General features: G+C 37.1%; 4 protein-coding genes. All 4 read right to left on the reverse strand.

Translation table 11 applies throughout. From position 1 onward, the window contains the following. Complete coding sequence (locus tag MV589_RS06200) at nucleotides 1-14,163, reverse strand: cadherin-like domain-containing protein (RefSeq protein ID WP_297433084.1); 14,163 nt, start codon at nucleotides 14,161-14,163, stop codon at nucleotides 1-3. A gap of 8 nt (nucleotides 14,164-14,171) precedes the next feature. After that, the gene (locus MV589_RS06205; RefSeq protein ID WP_297433085.1) at nucleotides 14,172-15,506 is read right to left on the reverse strand and encodes an HlyD family type I secretion periplasmic adaptor subunit; all 1,335 of its coding nucleotides are present in this window, start codon (nucleotides 15,504-15,506) and stop codon (nucleotides 14,172-14,174) included. Continuing rightward, nucleotides 15,496-17,622: a type I secretion system permease/ATPase gene (locus MV589_RS06210; RefSeq protein ID WP_297433086.1), complete on the reverse strand. Its 2,127-nt coding sequence runs from the start codon at nucleotides 17,620-17,622 to the stop codon at nucleotides 15,496-15,498. Before MV589_RS06210 ends, MV589_RS06205 begins: the two co-directional genes overlap by 11 nt. Before the next feature lie 2 nt (nucleotides 17,623-17,624). Next, nucleotides 17,625-18,025, reverse strand: a 401-nt coding sequence (locus MV589_RS06215) for an OmpA family protein (RefSeq protein ID WP_297433087.1), incomplete at its 5' end; no start/stop codon positions are given.

The raw sequence follows: 18,025 nt of genomic DNA on the forward strand, positions 1-18,025 counted from the left end.
TTATATAATTTGATCATCTATATTATCATTTACCTTTACAAGAACAGTGGAATCATTTGTATTCGTATAGCTTGTATACGTTCCATCACTGCTTCCTTTCTCCCAACCATCAGAGCTTGAAAAACTCACTTTATCATTTATGTCATTACCTTCTATAGTTAAGGTATTATTCGTATCAGTAGAATTAAGGACATCACTTAAACTTAAAGTTCCCAAATCATGATCACCTTTAACACTCAAGTCTATCGTCTCAATGTTACTGAGTTTCGCAAAATCAACACTTACACTATCAAAGATAATGATTCTGTCATTTCCAGCACCACCATCAATGGCATTAGTATCGTTGTAGCCAAGTACATCATCATCTGCAGTTGCACTTATGCCACTCTCATCAATTGTTCCATCACCTTTAAAAGTTAAAGTAGCACCGTTGACATCTTCATATACATTTGTAGCACCCTCTTGTGCCCAGACATTATCTCCTTTATTTTGAATGTTGATTGTATCACCTGTATCACTCTCGATTGTAAGAGCATCTCTAGCGTCTGTCATCGCCTCGACATCTGTAGAGTTAAGTGTTATAGTATGGTCACCATGCTCTGTTAAATCAAGTCTCTCTACATTTTTAGTGAGCGTATCATCTAAGGCAGTAAAGTCTATGCCTGTGTTGTTCCAATCTGTTCTAAAGAGAAGAGTATCATCTCCTGAACCTCCCTCTGTTCCTTTAAGGTCAAAGAGTAAAATATCATCCTCAGCACTGTGTGGTTGCTGCGTTATTGTCATTGTGAAAGTATCTGATGTTACAGCCGATGTATCTGCATTACTCTTTTCAACTGTACTGAGCCCAACTGTTACATCTCCACTAAAGTCATTTTGCATAACACTTAGTTGTTTGATGCTGTTGTAATCTACAGCAAGAGAATCTATGGTATAAATATCATTTCCAGCATCATAACTCACAACACTCGAATCAAGCTCAACACCGGACAATTTAAAGACAGCATAGTTTCCAAGCCCTTGAAGCGTTACTTTTAGCGATTCTGAGCCATCTGTATCTTTAACCAAAGCGTTAAAAATAAAATCGATATCTTCGCCTTCAACACCCTTAATATCTTCTGCGTTTACACTTTGAAGATCATCAGCAACAGCATTGATCTGAAGTTGTACATCCTGAGTTGAGAATATAATAGTTCCCATATCATCAACACCAGTTACAAGTTTGATTGAATCAAGTAAATCCCAACCAGCTGTCGGTGTTGATGTAACCCCACCAACATCTTCAGGAGCTTTAAGCCAAATCTGAGGGATACTACCTGAAGCATCTATAGCCCAAGAGTTATTTCCACTTGCATCTACACCTAAGTTGTCTGCTAAAACTTGAGAACCATCTGCCCCAACATAAACCAAATAACCTACAGGTACACCAGAGAGCATCAAACTTGTAACTTCTTCAGTTGGATCATCAGAGCTAAGGGTATTAAACGAATTTCCTGAACTATCAGTTAATTCTATAAAGGTATCTTCATCACCTACTATTTTTACATCGCCACTGCTTGCTAATCCATCTGCGACAGGATTGACATCAAACGCAACATCACCGCTTACTGTTTTTGCTGCTCCTGTATCACCATTTTCTAAAACATCAACACTGTAAGTAAGTTTTACATGTCCAGCTATATTGTCATTAAGTTTAAAAACGACATTATTAATATCTGCTTTTGGCACACTGACGGAATCTCCAACATTGAGATCATGCCATGTAGCACCATTGTCCCAAGAGATTTGACCATTGAGTTGCTCATCACTTCCATCTGCAACAATGACACCAATGTTATCTGGAGAGTTATTGGTAATAGTATAGTCAGATTGAACACTTAAGTAAGGATTATCCACAGAGTCTATAGCAATGTCAATATTAAATGTTCCATCTTCATTGGCGATGGTTGAGGAGTGTGTCGTCCCATCTTCATCTATAAAGTCAAAAGTCGTATCGAGTGTAATGTCATCAGTTACAGGTTGTACATTCCCTACATAATCCAAACTCACATCATCAGAGAATCCACTTTGTGTATACGTTGTTAATGTTGCTGTGAACTTGAGTGGTCCCTCATCAAACACATTCTCTGTATCACCTTGTGCTCTATCATGGTTTTTATTGTAATCAAGATCAGGAGTGATTATGAGCTTATCTAAAGCGGCTTGTATATCTGTCTCCCCGACTGCCCCCTGATAAGTCCAAAATGTTGTACCGCTCGATGAGTCTTCCTGCCATCCGCTTACCGTCGCATTTTCAAAACCTTCAACCGTAATAGAGAAGCGTTTATAAGTTACATCTTCTCCATCATCAATTCCTGAGACACCATTATATGTTGCATTTGGATTGTTACCAACCTTACTATCATCAATGGCAAAGTTTATCAAATCTCCTAATTTTGTAGGGGTATCTTCAACTATAACATCACCCTTATCAGTGCTATTCCATTCTAAAATATCTATTGGTACTTCAGTAGGTGTCGATGGATTATAAGCAGTATCATCTATATGAATATTTACCGCATCATTTACAGCACTTGCCGTGCCATCAACATTGATAAAACTCACTTTAATATCGCCACCAACTTCATGTCCAGTATACTTAGCATCTCCATAAGCAAATGGGGAGAGAATATTCAACACTAAGTTATAGTCAGTTCCATCAGCATCTATAGTCATAGCATTACCATCTGAATCTTTTGGATTATCAATATACCAGATACCTGTATATACTCCAGGATGATCTGGGTCTTCAATATCTCCAGCATATCGTCCACCCTCTATACCTACTCCTTTAGGAACACCATCGATTCTAATACTTTGTATCTGCTCTGAAGCATCAGCGTCAATACCATTTGGTTTGTTGCCTGTTGCAGGGTCAACCTCATCAGGCATATTGACACCATTTATCTGTATATCAATGCTGAGTTGTGTATCACTCAGTACTTTTACGCTCATATCATCCTGCGTACCATCACCATTGAGATCAAGATTTACATTTGATATATCTGTAGTGCCATCATCGTCGCTGTCTGTGATGCTTGTTCCCTGAGCATCTATATCATCAGTGATTGGCGAGAGATTCATTGTGTAAATCGTTGTCTCTTGAGGAGAGATATTTTCAAGAGTTTTGCCATCTGCATCGATATAATCCATAAATGTGTATTTCGTCTCAAAACTAGTGTCTGTACTTGTACCTAAGTCAGGGTTGTATTGCACATAAAGGTTATTAAACGCTCCATTTTCAAGTTTATAGTAGTCATCTCCATCAATCGTCTCTTTCGAGATGTTAGCATTTGAGCTCACAGCATTTTCTAAAGTAGTATAGTCTGTTCCATCAAAAAGAGTAAACTCTTTACTCTCAACATCACTAACTTTAATCCACACCTCATAAAGTGTTTCAGGGTTTCCGTTATCATCGACTGCTGGATTTGTTAGATTAAAGGCTATTGGAGTAAGTGTATCTTCATTAACATCAAGTGTATCAATTGCGATTGCCGATGTATCTTCCGCTTTTGGAGTCACTAAAATCTTCACATCATCAAACAGAGATGTTTTGGAATCTCCATCATTTTCAGTTGTGACATACTGTACTTTAAAATCCACCTCTCCACTATAGTGTTCAGGCACTACTACTTTTATATTACCACTTTGCAACTCAGCAAGCGTAAATGTATAGACTCTATCACTCCCTGTTCCATTGACAAGCACAGCACCCTGCAGATCAAACTGCTCATCCAATCCAGTCACAGTAAGGTTTACTGTTTCTGTTGCAACAGAGGTATCAGCTACGGGTGAGACATCTACTGCGTTTGAGTCTAAGTTATCATAAGAGTTCAGCTGTGATGGATCTTTATAAATATCTTGAAGGTCTATAAGTACACCCTTTCCTGAAGCATCAGAATCTTCTGCCACAACGGCATTGTAGGCACCACCACCATCGTAACGCTCTGTTACATCAAATTTATCTCCATTTGCTTGTTGTGTATCTACTGCTACATCATAAGTTTTAAATTCATTATTTACAACACTGTCTGCCACACCTTTTATTACGACAGTAATAGCCACAGGGTCTGAAACATCTCCCGGTACTGTAATTACCGTACCATCTTCTAAAGTTGTTGTATCAACTATCTGTCCACTTACTTGCAGTGTTATATCTTCATTGGAGTTATGTGGTGGTATTAAAAATGGAGGAGTTACCGGATCAATATCTTGAATATCAACTTTAAAAGTACCATCTCCATTGTCTGTAGATATTATGCCATCAGATGAAAAATCACTACTGGAATTTGCATAGACAATATGCCCTTTAACATAAATAGCGGCATCTTCTGGTATTTTATCAAGTGTGATAGTAAAAGTTTCAGAGCTGTCACTGTCTGAAGTTTTTAAAACACCATTAAGCGGAATGCCCTTTATAGCTGAGAGTGCATCTATAGTTCCATCAGCATATCTTCCTGCATCCTCAAGTCCGCTGAGGTTGTTTATGCTTACACTTGGATTCACTTCAGGTACAGGGTTTACATTTATAACAAGTGTTGAGACTGTAGAGTTTTCGATACTTCCAGGACTATCAGAAGGATCTTCACCCAAATCCTGATTTTGTACATAGGTATCTACTTTAAAAGTTCCGGAAAAGTCTTGCGCAGCTTTGATCTCAACCGTATCTAAAAATTCTAAAGGAACCCTCACTTCACCCGTTCCAGAAAACTTCATAGTTACATCAGAGCTACCATTGTTATATTTTAAAAAAGTATCACCACTAACAGCAATCTCATTGGCTCCATCAAAATATTTTGCATTGGTAAAAACTACAAAAGTCTCTTCACTTCCATAAGGATTCGTAGTTCCATCTTCATTGACAAGAGCATCTTCATTAGCTACTTCAAGCTTATAGTCTGCATCTGCATTGTTAAGATCAAAGTAAGTATCTTCTTCAGCAAGAGTTGTATAAATATGTGCACTCACAGGTGTTATATCATCACCTTTTGGTGCTGCTGTATCACTTGTATCAGTTTCACTTACAGGATTTACTTTTACTACAACATCAATAGGTGTTGTTGTAGATGTATCTGTATGAAGATCACCATCATTATCATCTTCATCTTTTGTTGTCATACTCACGTGAAGTGTAATGTCTTTCGAGGAGTGTGCAGGAGGTTGCATGGTGTATTGCTCTATTTTAGAAGTATCTCCACCCACAATATCTACTGTAACACTTCCATTGCTTACAGCTACTTCTTGTCCATTTTCATCAAATAGTTTTGCATCAGAAGGAATGCCTGTTATAGTAACAGAGGTGACTTTTTCGAGTCCTGCAGGTGTTGAGAGCGGTCCATCTTCATTTGTGAAACTAAGATTAAGAGGTATTTTTGTGTCTTCATCACCTACAGATCCCGTCGTAGTAACTGTAATATCATTTGCAATAGGCAAGACTGTTGCATCCACAAAGTCACTTGCCGATTTTACAACATCTGTAGCAGGAGTAGAGTCACTGTCTGTATCATGCACATTTACAGTCACCTTAAGATCTTTAATGTCTGTAGAATCATTAACAGGTGTCATAATATACATTTCAGGAAGATTGTCTATATCTGTAATAGATATACTAAATCCACCACTCGCATCAGTCCCTATACTTCTGTCACTCATATCTACCGGTGTACTTCCTGTATAGTAGAGTGTTCCATCAGGTAAGTTTGCACCATCAAAAACAAGTTCATATACTTCTGAGCCATCCGTATCGGCTGTTTTTGTAATGGTAATATGGTCATCTATACGCATCCACTCATCTTCATTGCCATTAATATTTGCTACACTAATGCCAACACCATCATCGGTTTTTGCATGTACATCTACAGTAACACTCTGTGTAGATTCTGCACCTGCTACACCTGAGATAATAGCTCCGCTATCGTCTACTTCATAAGACGTTACCTTCATCGTAACATCAAAATTCTCTCCACTGTTAAGTGGCGGCAGTACTTTCATAGACTCAAACTCTGCCTTTGTAAGGGTGTAATCAGTTGTAAGTCCAGCCAGATGATCATTAACTCCATCATCATTGTTATCGAGATCTGAAATTTGTAATGTTACATCCGAACCGTCTAAATCTACTACCGTAGAACCAAAACCAAGTTTCGCCCCATTTGGAAGTCCACTTAAAGTGATAGCTCCGAGTCTCTCCGGATTATCTCCGCTCGTCGAGTTTGGTGCAGTATCCAAACTGTTTTGATCAAAATCATCTGTGACAAGAGGAACATTAAAACCTAAAGCGACAACCGTATCTTCATCTGTATTGACGGTTGTTGCATCTTCACTAAGCGTAGGTTTATCACTTACAGGATTAATCGTCGCATCAACATTGACACTGTGATTTACACCATTGACTACATAGTCTAAAACTATGCCATTATCTACACCGCTGTAATCGGCATCAGGAGTATATGTAAAGAGGTTTGTTGCATCATCAAAACTGATACGACCATGCTCTGTAATATAATCTGCTTGAGGTTCAATTGCATCGGCAGTCACACTAAAAGTGATACTTCCATCTTCATTCAGAGTCAGTTGTTTATCTGTCGATCCAATATCATCTGTTACTACTACATTAAATGAGCTGCTTGTTGTATCTTTATCAAAATCACTTACGCTAAAAGGAATATTTATGTTTTGTGTACCACCAGAAGTAGACTCATAAATTGCGTTTACAAGATGAAACTCATAAGAGGCTGTTGCATCTGTCGGATTTTTAATATCTACACTAAAGTATGTCACATCACCTTGTGTAGCGGTGAGCGTATGCCCTGCGTTTGAAATAGTATAGCTGAGTGGATTTCCAACTGTTGCTTGTAAGTTTTGAGATTCAAGAGCTGTTATGGTAGCTGCATTAAAAACCGTGTCTATCGCATCTGCTTCCTGTCCAACGGCCAAGGTTCCAGTTGTAATGGTCAAACTCTCATCTGGAGTGGCACCATAAGGCAAACCAGATTCATCAACTGCACCATCTACAGGAGTGGCTATACTTGGAATATCATCAGTTATTATTATGGTTAAGTTTCCAGTAGCTGCATCACCATCTATGTCAAGTGCTTTAAACTCAAGAGGAAGATCAAGCGTATTTTCTCCAGAAGCATCAGGATGATCAATAGCACCTTTTAGCTCAAATGAGTAGCTTGGATTGTTCACAGTTGCATCGCCCGTCACCTGTGCTATAAAAATAACATCCGAACCTGCTATACCTGTAAGCGTATGTCCATCATCACTAAACGTATAAGTGATAGCGACACCATTTGCAGTAAGTGTTCCTGAGCCAGTTGTCGTAAAACCAACATCTATAGGATCACTTCCTCCTGTAACATCCAAGGTACCAGTTACTGTAGCACTCTGCGTTTGATCGCTTCCACTTCCAACAATATCATCTTCATCTACTGCGTTTGTTACATCGCTAGAACTTGGATTCGCCCCATCGGTTACATGAATAATCTGCGTGACATAGTTAGAGTTGTCGGTATCGTAATCCTGCAGTCTATACTCAAAGCTTCCTTTTGTTGAGTCGTTATCACTTCCATCGTGACTAAATGGAGCATCTCCTTGAATAACATCATCATGGTCAACATAAGTATGTGCAGCAAAAGACCAAGAACCATCTTGATTTACGGTAAGAGAACCTGTTGGAGTATCAACTGTATAGGTACTCACTGTATCTGAGAAGTATTTATCTTGAAGTGAACCACTTATGTCTGTATACTTAAAGTCGTGTAGCAGCGCACCATCTGCACCTTGAATATCATTTGTAAGGACATTGCCCGTTATTGGAGTAGTGTCACCTTCTTCTACTGTTGCTACATCATCTACTACTGCCGTTGGGGTATCATCTATAACATTTACAGTTAAATTGCCTTTTACAGTATCTTCTGTTGCCCCTATCTCTTTGTACTCAAACGGAATTTTTATATCCAAGCTATCAAGTTTACCGCCTGAGCTATTGAGATGATCTAGCGCTGCTTTGAGTTCAAAGTCATAACTTGCATCTGCTCCACCATTTTTATTAATTGTGACAACAAATACTTCTGTGTCGTCTGCTTTGGCACTCAAGATGTTGTTATCTGTACCGCTGAGTGTATAAGTAAGGGCTACTCCGTGTGATTGTAAATCAAGAGCTGCTTGCACCTCACCCAAATCAAATCCGACACTTGCAACACCATCTGTACTCGGCTGAATACCCAAATCATTATTTGTGATAATGAGTGACTCTTTTGTTGTGTCAGATCCAGAAGGCAAATCGTTCTCATCCACGCTCGAAGCCGAACCATCAATGACACCTCCTATGGTATCACCCACATTTACTGTTAGTGTTGAGCTATCACTATCTCCATTGTCATCTACTACAGTGTAGTTAATAATATCAGGTAATATTGCCGTATCTGTATTACCATCACTTGGATGATTTTCAGGTGTAGTGTCTGAGTAATAGACATACGAACCATTAGCTTGTACAGTAATACGCCCATATTGAGTATCTGCCTCTTCACCTATGGTACCATTTTGCTCTTTTCCGGATTCATCAAAATATTTAAAACTTGTAACTTTACCGTTAACGCCTACCTCATCATTTATTAAAAGGTTACCTATAACCTGATTACCGCCCTCTTTAAGAGCATTTGTGTCTGGATTTGCATCGACATCATCGATGATGGTGTTTGTCACGCTATCGGCAGTGGAATCTACGCTAATCGCTTCAAAGTTTGTGTCGGTGATAGTTCCAATTGTTATGGTAAAATCTTCACTCCCTTCAATAACTTTATCTTGAATCGTAGTAATATCAAAAGTAGTACTGTTCGATCCAGCAGGAATGGTTACCTCTGATACACCTTTATAGTCTGTACCATCTATAGCCGTACCGCTATATGTAAGAGCTACCGTAATATCAGATGTTACTTCAGATGCAGGTCTATCAACTGCCACGATGAACTCACCAGAGTTGTCTCCCTCTCGTATAGTTTGATCACTATGAATACTTACAAATACTTCATCAGGTGGGGTTTCATCGTTAATTGTACCTGTAACTTTCCCAAAACCAATTGGTAACAGAGCTTCAAAATAACTATCATCATCACTTGCACTGGCAATTTGAAGTGTGTACGATTCGCTTCCCTCTTTTAAGAAATCATCAGCTACGATATTGGAAAAAGTATATGATGATGTACCATCTCCTGTAATAATCACTTGAGTCGTTTTTGTTTGAAAATCCGCCGCATCGGTTGCATCATTTGAGTAAGTCAAGTTGACTGTTACTTGTTTTCCATCTGCCAAATCTATTGGTGTTCCATCAGCTTTTTTAAATGTAAGAGTATGGGTAAGCGCCGCACCATCTGCTTCACTTACAACTGCATCTTGTGACATATAAATATACACTATATCTTTAGTTGAAGTATCATCATTTATGGTAGAAGTTACTGTTGCTGTATCATAGACTACTGTTTCATAGTCAGCTGCTTTACTATAATTACCATTTAGTACTACATCAAATTTTTCATCATCATCACTGATGCTATCTTTTAATGTGGCAACAGAAAAGACTTCATTTACATTCACTGTGGTGAGAGTATTAATATAGTCATCCCCTCCAGTTGCTGTATCATCTGTATATGAAATATCAACTGTTCCACTTGCAAGATTACCATCACTATCAAGTACATCATGACCATCTTTATCGACAAGTTTTACTTTGTAAAATAGAGCAGCTCCCTCATTTGCGCTATTATCTTGACCAAGTTCTGCTCCTGTATTATCTACAGCAACAAGTTTCAGTGTTACAGGATCTTCATTATTTTCAACAGTTGTTGCACCTGTATTGTCATCAATGGTAACGACTGAAACATTCTTGTCAAAAACTATAGTACTATCTGCTGCAGAGAGAGAAACATTGTACGTTTCTAAATTATCTGCAAAATAGTCATCTATAGGTGTATCAAGGGCAATCTTTCCAGTTGTCTCACCTGCTGCAATGATTACACTCCCTGTTTTAGGTATAAAATCTACACCAGAAGTAGCTGTACCAGCAGATAAAGTATACTCAAAAACCATATCTTCTTTTGCTGTTATATCAGATGTAACAGTAATAGTAGCTGTTCCATCTTCAAGAATCGTTACATCATCAACTGTTATATGGGGAACATCATTATCTGTGATGGTAGTTGTTACTTCTGAGCTTCCAAGTTGAAGATTCTCAAGCCCGCCACCGCTTGTGCCTGTAATGGCAATTTTATAATTTTCATTACATTCATAAACACTATCATCTACTGTATCAATCTGAAAAGTCGATGAGGTTGTTCCAGCAGCTATGACAACCGTTTGTGTCTTTGCATCTGTAGTAAAATCAAAATCTCCATCTTCTGTATCAACATTTGTTAGGGCTACTGTCACACTAAGATCACTTTGTGGTGCATGATCGACACTGAGTGTGTAACTTGCACTCTCTCCTTCTGTAACAATTGGATCTCCACTAAGCTCAAGTGTTGTCACATCACTGTCATCATTGATGGTTGTCGTTACTGCTGTTGTATCCTGCGTTACATTTTCAAAATCTTTTGCATTGGAGTAAGATTGATCATCTGCAACACTCACTTTAAATGTCTCACCATCATCACTTATCCAGTCATCAATGGTATCGACACTAAAAACCTGATTGACATTGACTGTTTTCACTGAGCTATTGTCATAATCAACCCCACCAGTTGCAGTATCATCAGCATAGGCAATATTAACCGTTCCACTTGCCAGTTTACCATCTGCATCTACAGCATCGTTGCCATCAGCATCTTGTAGCACTACTTTGTAGTATGCTTTTTCTCCCTCTACTGTACTGTTTGCAGATGGGTCATCCAATATTTTTCCACTTTCATCCGTTGCAACAAGCTTAAGAGTAACACCCTCTTGTGAATACTCTATGGTATCAGTATGGTTGTAAGGTGTATCTGTCAATGAATCATCTGTGATGGTTGCAGTACCCGTAGCATCTAAAATAGCTCCTGCACTATTGACATTGGTAATTTTTAGATCAAAAGTTTTGCCACTATCGGCTACATAATCATCTGCTCCAAGAGTAACCGTAACAGCTGTCGATGTACTTCCAGCTGTAATAGTCGCAGTTCCTCCAAGCGCTGAGTACTCCTTACCCGCAACACCGGAACCATCAAGCGTGCTATAGTCAAAAGTTACATCTCTTGGGCTTGTTGTATCCATATTAATTGTAAAAACAACCTGCATATCACCAGATGTTCCATCTTCAACAACTGTAACATCATCCACACTAAGATTTGGATCAGTAAATCCATTAATAGTAATATCCAAATTAGCAGTAGTACTATCACCATCCCCATCAGTAATGGTGTATTCCAAAGTATCTGTAAGTGTTTCACCATTTTTTAATGCATTCACAGAAGGATTATCATTATCTAAAGTGTAAGTATAATTTCCATCTGTGCCTAAAACAAACTCTCCATACTTCCCTGCTACATCTTGTGCAGTAATTGGATTAGTATTGGTATCTGCACCATCCACATCATTCGTTAAAACATTTCCTGTTGCTTGCACTATATCATTACTGTCTTCTGTTACTGAGTTAGCATCGTCTGTTGCAAGAGGTTTGTCATCATTTATTGTGATGGTTAAATTTTTTGTAGTTGTATCTCCATTGACATCAGAAAGTTCAATCTTAAGGATGTCATCAAAACTATCTGAAAGAGTAGCATTTGAGACAGGTGTCGTAAGCTCATAAGAGTATGCAATTTGTCCAACTTTAGCTCCAGAACCTGGAAAAGCTGGCGTTTCACTATAGGAAACTAGAGTCAGGGTTCCATATGGTGTGTTAATGGTTTGACTTCCATCAATACTACTTAAATCATCAATCGTTAATGTATTATCATCACTTGTTGTAAATTTCAGATCTTGAAAACCATCGTTTGCAGTACCGGTAATCGTTCCCTTTACTACTTCATTATCACTTAATGGATTAGTCCCATCACTGTTAAGAGCGGCCTCATCTACTACTCCATCTGCAACTACCAAAACAGGATCTTCAGAATTACCATCAATGGTTATATTAAGCTCGGCACTTGCCTTATCCCCATCTGCATCCACAATCGTATACGAGAAAACATCATTAAGTGTTTCTCCATCAACAAGGGCTTTTACCTCGGGATTTGTATTGTCTAAAATATATTTATAACTTCCATCTGCTTTTAAAATAAGTTCTCCATACTTACCATCAAACCCTGATCCAACACTGCCATTAACATCCGCAGTGATACTACTTACATCAATAACAGGAACAGATTCATTTTCATTATCAGCACCTATATGATCAGCCACACCACCCTGCGTATCTCCTAAAAAAACATTCCCTTTAATCTGATTGAGAACTAAACCTTCCGTAATTTTATTTGTATCATCATTAATAATTGGCGCATCATCTGTTACATTTATATTTAAATCAATTTGTGCATCTCTTCCCGCACCATCAGTAACTACGACTGCAATTTTATCTATAAAATTATCGCTATTGACATCATGAAGATAGTTATCTGAAGTTGCATAATTGTAGCCTATGGTATAATTATCGCCCGAATGCGTATAACTATTGAGTGTTAATTCTCCTGCATTCATCGTAATTTTTACAGGTGTTGTATTGAGTGCTTCTAAATCACTTAAAGTGAATTGAGCATCCCCTATCTTAACACTTTGTATATCTCCACCTAAAGAGATATTTATAGTATCATTAACCTCATTCGTTCCAGAAGCCTGATAGCTATCGTAAAAATTGTCCTCTACTGTGCCATCTTCGATACTAACAGTAGGGCTGGATGTTCCATCAATGGTTATAGTAAGCTTATTTGTAGATTTATCATGATCGCCATCTTCAATAGTATAAGTAAATGTCTCTTCAAGTGTAGCGTCTTTGGGTAATGAAACGACTGCAGGGTTTGTCTCATCTAGCGTATATGCATACGTTCCATCTGCGTTTAGTACAAGTGAACCATACTCTCCGCTAAGAACTTTACCTATATTCTCGCTTCCATCTTCATCTGATCCGATTGAATTCACAACGCTTACTACAGGTTCTGATTTAGTCTCATCATCCGCACCAATATGATCATTACTAAAAACGTTTCCATTTACATCATCAACAAGTTTACCCACTTCCATTTCATTACCATCAGCCTGCGTAATTGGAGTATCATCAATCACATCAATACGTAAAACACTTGTAGCACTCTGATCACCAACATCTTTGACAACAATATCCAAAGAATCTATAAACAGATCACTATCTGCAGCATGTAAATAGTTGTGGCTTGTTTTATATGTATAAGAGATTGTCACATCATCATTTACTTTTGAGTAGCCGTTAAGGGTAAGCTCACCTGCTGCCATTTTCAGTGTTACAGGAGAAGAACCAAAAGCTTCTACTTCACTTTGGGTAAAAGTGCGTGTTCCTATAGTCAATGTTTTAAATCCCGAAAGAGCCTGATATGTAAAACTATTATTTACTGTATTTGTTCCTGAAGGAAGATATGTATCATAGAAGTTATCTTCTACTTCAGAGATATTTGTTGTAAGACTTGGAGGAGGATTAAAGGGTAAATCGCTATCCACTACTGTATCTATATTAGTATCTGAAGAGCTGGTATCTAAAAGAGACGCAATAACATTAACAACATTGCCATCTCTTACTGAAAAGACTTCTTGAAATCCTACAGCATTATCTGTTGCTGCCTGATAAGAGCTGAGTTGCGAGATTGAATGGGAATGGGCAATTGTTTTATGAGTCTCTTGTGCCCCTCTATCTATCTGATCCACTTTTACATCTTGAGTAGTATGCTCTGTTTGAGATAATTTTGGAGCATAACCAAACTCTTGTGCTACATATTCATTCAAACCATGTAGCATAATTTTTTCATTTGATTGCGGAGATTCTATGACGAGGGCATCACTCTTTCCTCCACCATAAATCACCTCACCTTCATAGATCTTATCACCAACTTTTAGTTGCCTAATATGACCTTGCTCATCTTTAGCAAAATAGTTACCATTTAAGTTTATAACAATTCCAACTACTCTCATTCTAACTCCTAGTGCTCACTAAAACTATACTGCTTGGTTTTGAGTATAGGTTTTAATATATAATCTAAAACAGTTCTTTTTCCCGTAATAATGTCAACATTTACCGTCATTCCAGGAATTATTTTTAATCTTTTTTTATTTCTTTGCAAGTAACTTTTATTTGTTTTAATCCTAATTTTAAAATAGGTAACACCTTTATCATCTTGTATACTGTCTGGACTGATACTCTCTACTTTTCCATCCAAAGCACCATAAATTGAAAAATTATAGGCAGAAAACTTCACTTTTGCTTTTTGCCCTTTATATATAAATGCAATATCGGAAGGTTTTACTTTTACTTCAACAAGCAGTGAATCATTACTTGGAACTATCTCAACCAAATCAGCTCCAGGTCTTACAACTCCGCCAACAGTGTGTACATATAATTTTTGTACAACTCCATTTATAGGTGACCTTACTATAGTTCGCTTTACCTGATCGGAGAGTGCTTCATCATTTGCAAGAAGTGATTTATATTTTGCAAGCGTATCGTTAAGTTGCTCTTTAGCTTTTATTTGATTTTCATAAATTGTTTCATCTACTTTTGTTTTTGCTTCCAAAATAGCAGAACGTAGGCGAGGCAATGAAAGTTTCACCCCTTCTAACTCTTTTACTATTCCATTTTTTTCTCGTTGCAATTTTAAGAAATCATACTCTGACTTAATTCCTTTCTCTACAAGTGGTTTCATAATAGCTATCTCTTTATTGATAAGTCTTTTATCTTCTTGTAAGATCTCTAAGCGTTTGCGATTTTCTTCATATTCTCGCTCTTTTTGGTATTGTTGCTGCTTTACTATTTTTATAGCAGCATCCAAACGCTGGATATCTGACTTATACAAACTCATCTCATTTTTTATTAGTAATGGCATTTTTTTCTTAATCTTTTTAGTAATAACAAACTGTTTATTTTCAGACTCTGCACGCAGTCTTAATATTTTTGCTTCAAGTGCAAGTGATGATCCTTTATTACTTTCGTATGAACTTAGAGATTTTTGGTTATCTATTTTGAGAAGAATATCCCCTTTTTTTACCTTTGCCCCTTCATATGTCAGTATCTCTTGGACGATTCCACCCTCTAAGTTTTGAACAACTTTATTATCTCCACGGGGTATCACTTCACCACTTCCACGCACAATTTCATCAATATTTGCAAATGCCATCCAGCCAATAAGTACACTCAAACTAATCACCCAAAATATTATACTGATGCGTATTTTTTTCGGGCTACTTTGCAGCATTGCAGAAGCTAAAGAGTTCATAAATTCGTAATCATTTGGAGTAAGTTTTGAAGATTTATTTTTCAACTTTACCTCCTCCTAATTTTTCAATAACCTCATGCCTTGGTCCATCAAGTTCAATGCAACCATTGTGAATAACTATAACACGATCAACTAAACTTAAAAGATTCATCTTTTGTGTTACAAGAATCATTGTCTCATCACTAATATGCTTTTGAAGTTTATCTATAAAACGTTGTTCACTTAAAGTATCCATAGAATTTGTAGGTTCGTCAAGTAAAAGTATTTTGCTTTCATTTAAAAAAGCTCTTGCTATTCCCACACTTTGACGCTGTCCTCCTGAAAGACCCATACCACGATCATTAACTACCATCTCATAACCATGAGGATGCTGCAATACAAACTCTTCTACACCAGAGAGTCTTGCAGCTTTTATCATCGCTTCATCTGTAGCGTGAGGAAATTTTGCTTTTATATTACTCTTAATGGTTCCCTTAAAAAGATGAATATCTTGTGGTACATAAGAGATATGAGAACGCAAATCTGCTGGATCTATTTGAGAAATATCTATGTCATCAATAAGAATAGAACCTTTTGTAGGAGTATATAAAGAAAGAATCAGCTTTTCGATGGTACTTTTTCCACTTCCTATTCTTCCTATAATTGCCACTTTTTCACCACTATTTATAGTGAAACTTACGTCATTTAATGCCAAAACACCCTCTTGCTCATAAGCAAAACTCACATTGCGAAATTCTATCTTTCCATCATATGTTAAGCGTTGAATAAATTCTTTGGCTATAGGTCTTTCCCGTGGTTGAGAGATAATATTTTCAATAACCTCATAAGAGGCTTTGGCATCTGAATAGTTTGTAATCAATGCAGCAGCTTGCCCTACAGGAGCAATTGTTCTTGAAGTTAAAATTACAACAGCGATTAAAGCACCCATTGTGAGTTCAAAATCATTTATAAGATATACTCCATAAAAGACTATAAGCACGGTATTTAATTGTATAAGAAAACTTGTAATGGTGGGAACAGATGCACTCATTAAACGTGATTTAAGACTCTTATGTGCCATTTCACCTGTAGCTTCTTCGTAATCATGCTGAATGGTAGAACTAAGATTATGCGTCTTGATAGTCTCAATATTTTGCAGTGCTTCGATAATTACATTACTCTTTTTAGCACTCACCTCATGCGTATCTTCAATACTTTTTGCCAAGGGTTTTTGGATAATAAAAGCATAGAGTAAAATAAGTGCTATTGTAATGATAGGAATAATTACAATTGAGCCGCCAATATAATAAATAACAAACAAAAATAGAATTGTAAAAGGCAGATCTACAAGTGCTGTTGTAGTAGAATTTGTCAAAAATGATCGTATAGAGTCAAAATCTTTCAGATTTGAAGCAAAAGAGCCGACTGATTTTGGATGTGATGCCATCTTTAAATCAAGTACTCGCTCAAAGATCATGGAACTCATAATAATATCGCTCTTTTTTGCAGCAATCTCAAGTAAATAGGTACGACTGTATTTTAAAGATATATCTATTATATAAGCCAAAACTACACCCGTTGTAAAGACAAAAAGCGTCTCTTTGGCATTGTTTGGAATAACACGGTCATATACATTCATCGTAAAAAGGGGTGTTGCCAAAACAAACAGGTTAACTAACACAGATGCCAGCAGGACATCTTTATAGATGGGTGCAGAAAGTTTGAGTGTATCAAAAAACCAATGTTTATTGTGAGTGTCAACTTTATGAATATCTTTTTTATACTGATACTCTTTTTTAATTAAAAAGAGATAACCAAGGTAAATTTCCTGAAGCTTATCAACATCTATCCACTCTTCTAATGGTTCATCTTCAGCAAAAATAATTTTTGCTTTTTTTCTATCATCTGAAAATGATTCTAAGATACATGAATTATTTTCAGATAATAACAAAATACACGGGAGGTGTAAATCTATAATTTCATTCAGTGATTTTTTTGACAGTGTTGATTTAAGTCCGGCTCGAGAAGCTGCTCGAGAGAAGAGTGATTTTGAACTCTTTGAAGAAAAAAGTTTAAAATCATCCTCTACTTGCGATTTCGGGAGTCCAGCACTTAAAGACTCTACACTATAAGGTTTAGCGTATAACTTCGTGTAGAGTGAAAGTGAGTTCAGGAGAGACATCTTTAACCTTTTCTCCTCGCAACTCTATGTTCTATTTTCTTTTGTTTTATTTTCTCTTTGGGGAGGGTAAGTTCCACTTCTGTACGTCTATTTACATGGCGATTAAAAGGATTTATATTTTCTACTAACGGTTCACTTTCTCCTTTACCTTCAAAACTTAAGCGGCTTGAATCAATCCCTGCCTCTTGCATAATTTTAACAACAAATTTCGCACGTCGCAGAGAAAGTTTTAGATTATATTTTGCTGCACCTGTACTATCTGTATTTCCTACTATATGTGCATGATAAGAAGGGTATTTCTTCATAAATTTGATAAGTTTGTTAATAGCATCAAGAGATTTTTTATCTGAAATAGTCGCTTTATCAAAATCAAATTTTAAATCAAGACTCATCAGCTGAGGAC

Source organism: Sulfurimonas sp., assembly GCF_026991475.1.
Taxonomy (GTDB): Bacteria; Campylobacterota; Campylobacteria; order Campylobacterales; family Sulfurimonadaceae; genus Sulfurimonas.

Coding starts and splice junctions, on each gene's coding strand:
- MV589_RS06200 (WP_297433084.1), bottom strand. CDS start 14,163: ATGAGAGTAGTTGGAATTGTTATAAACTTAAATGGTAACTATTTTGCT.
- MV589_RS06210 (WP_297433086.1), bottom strand. CDS start 17,622: ATGTCTCTCCTGAACTCACTTTCACTCTACACGAAGTTATACGCTAAA.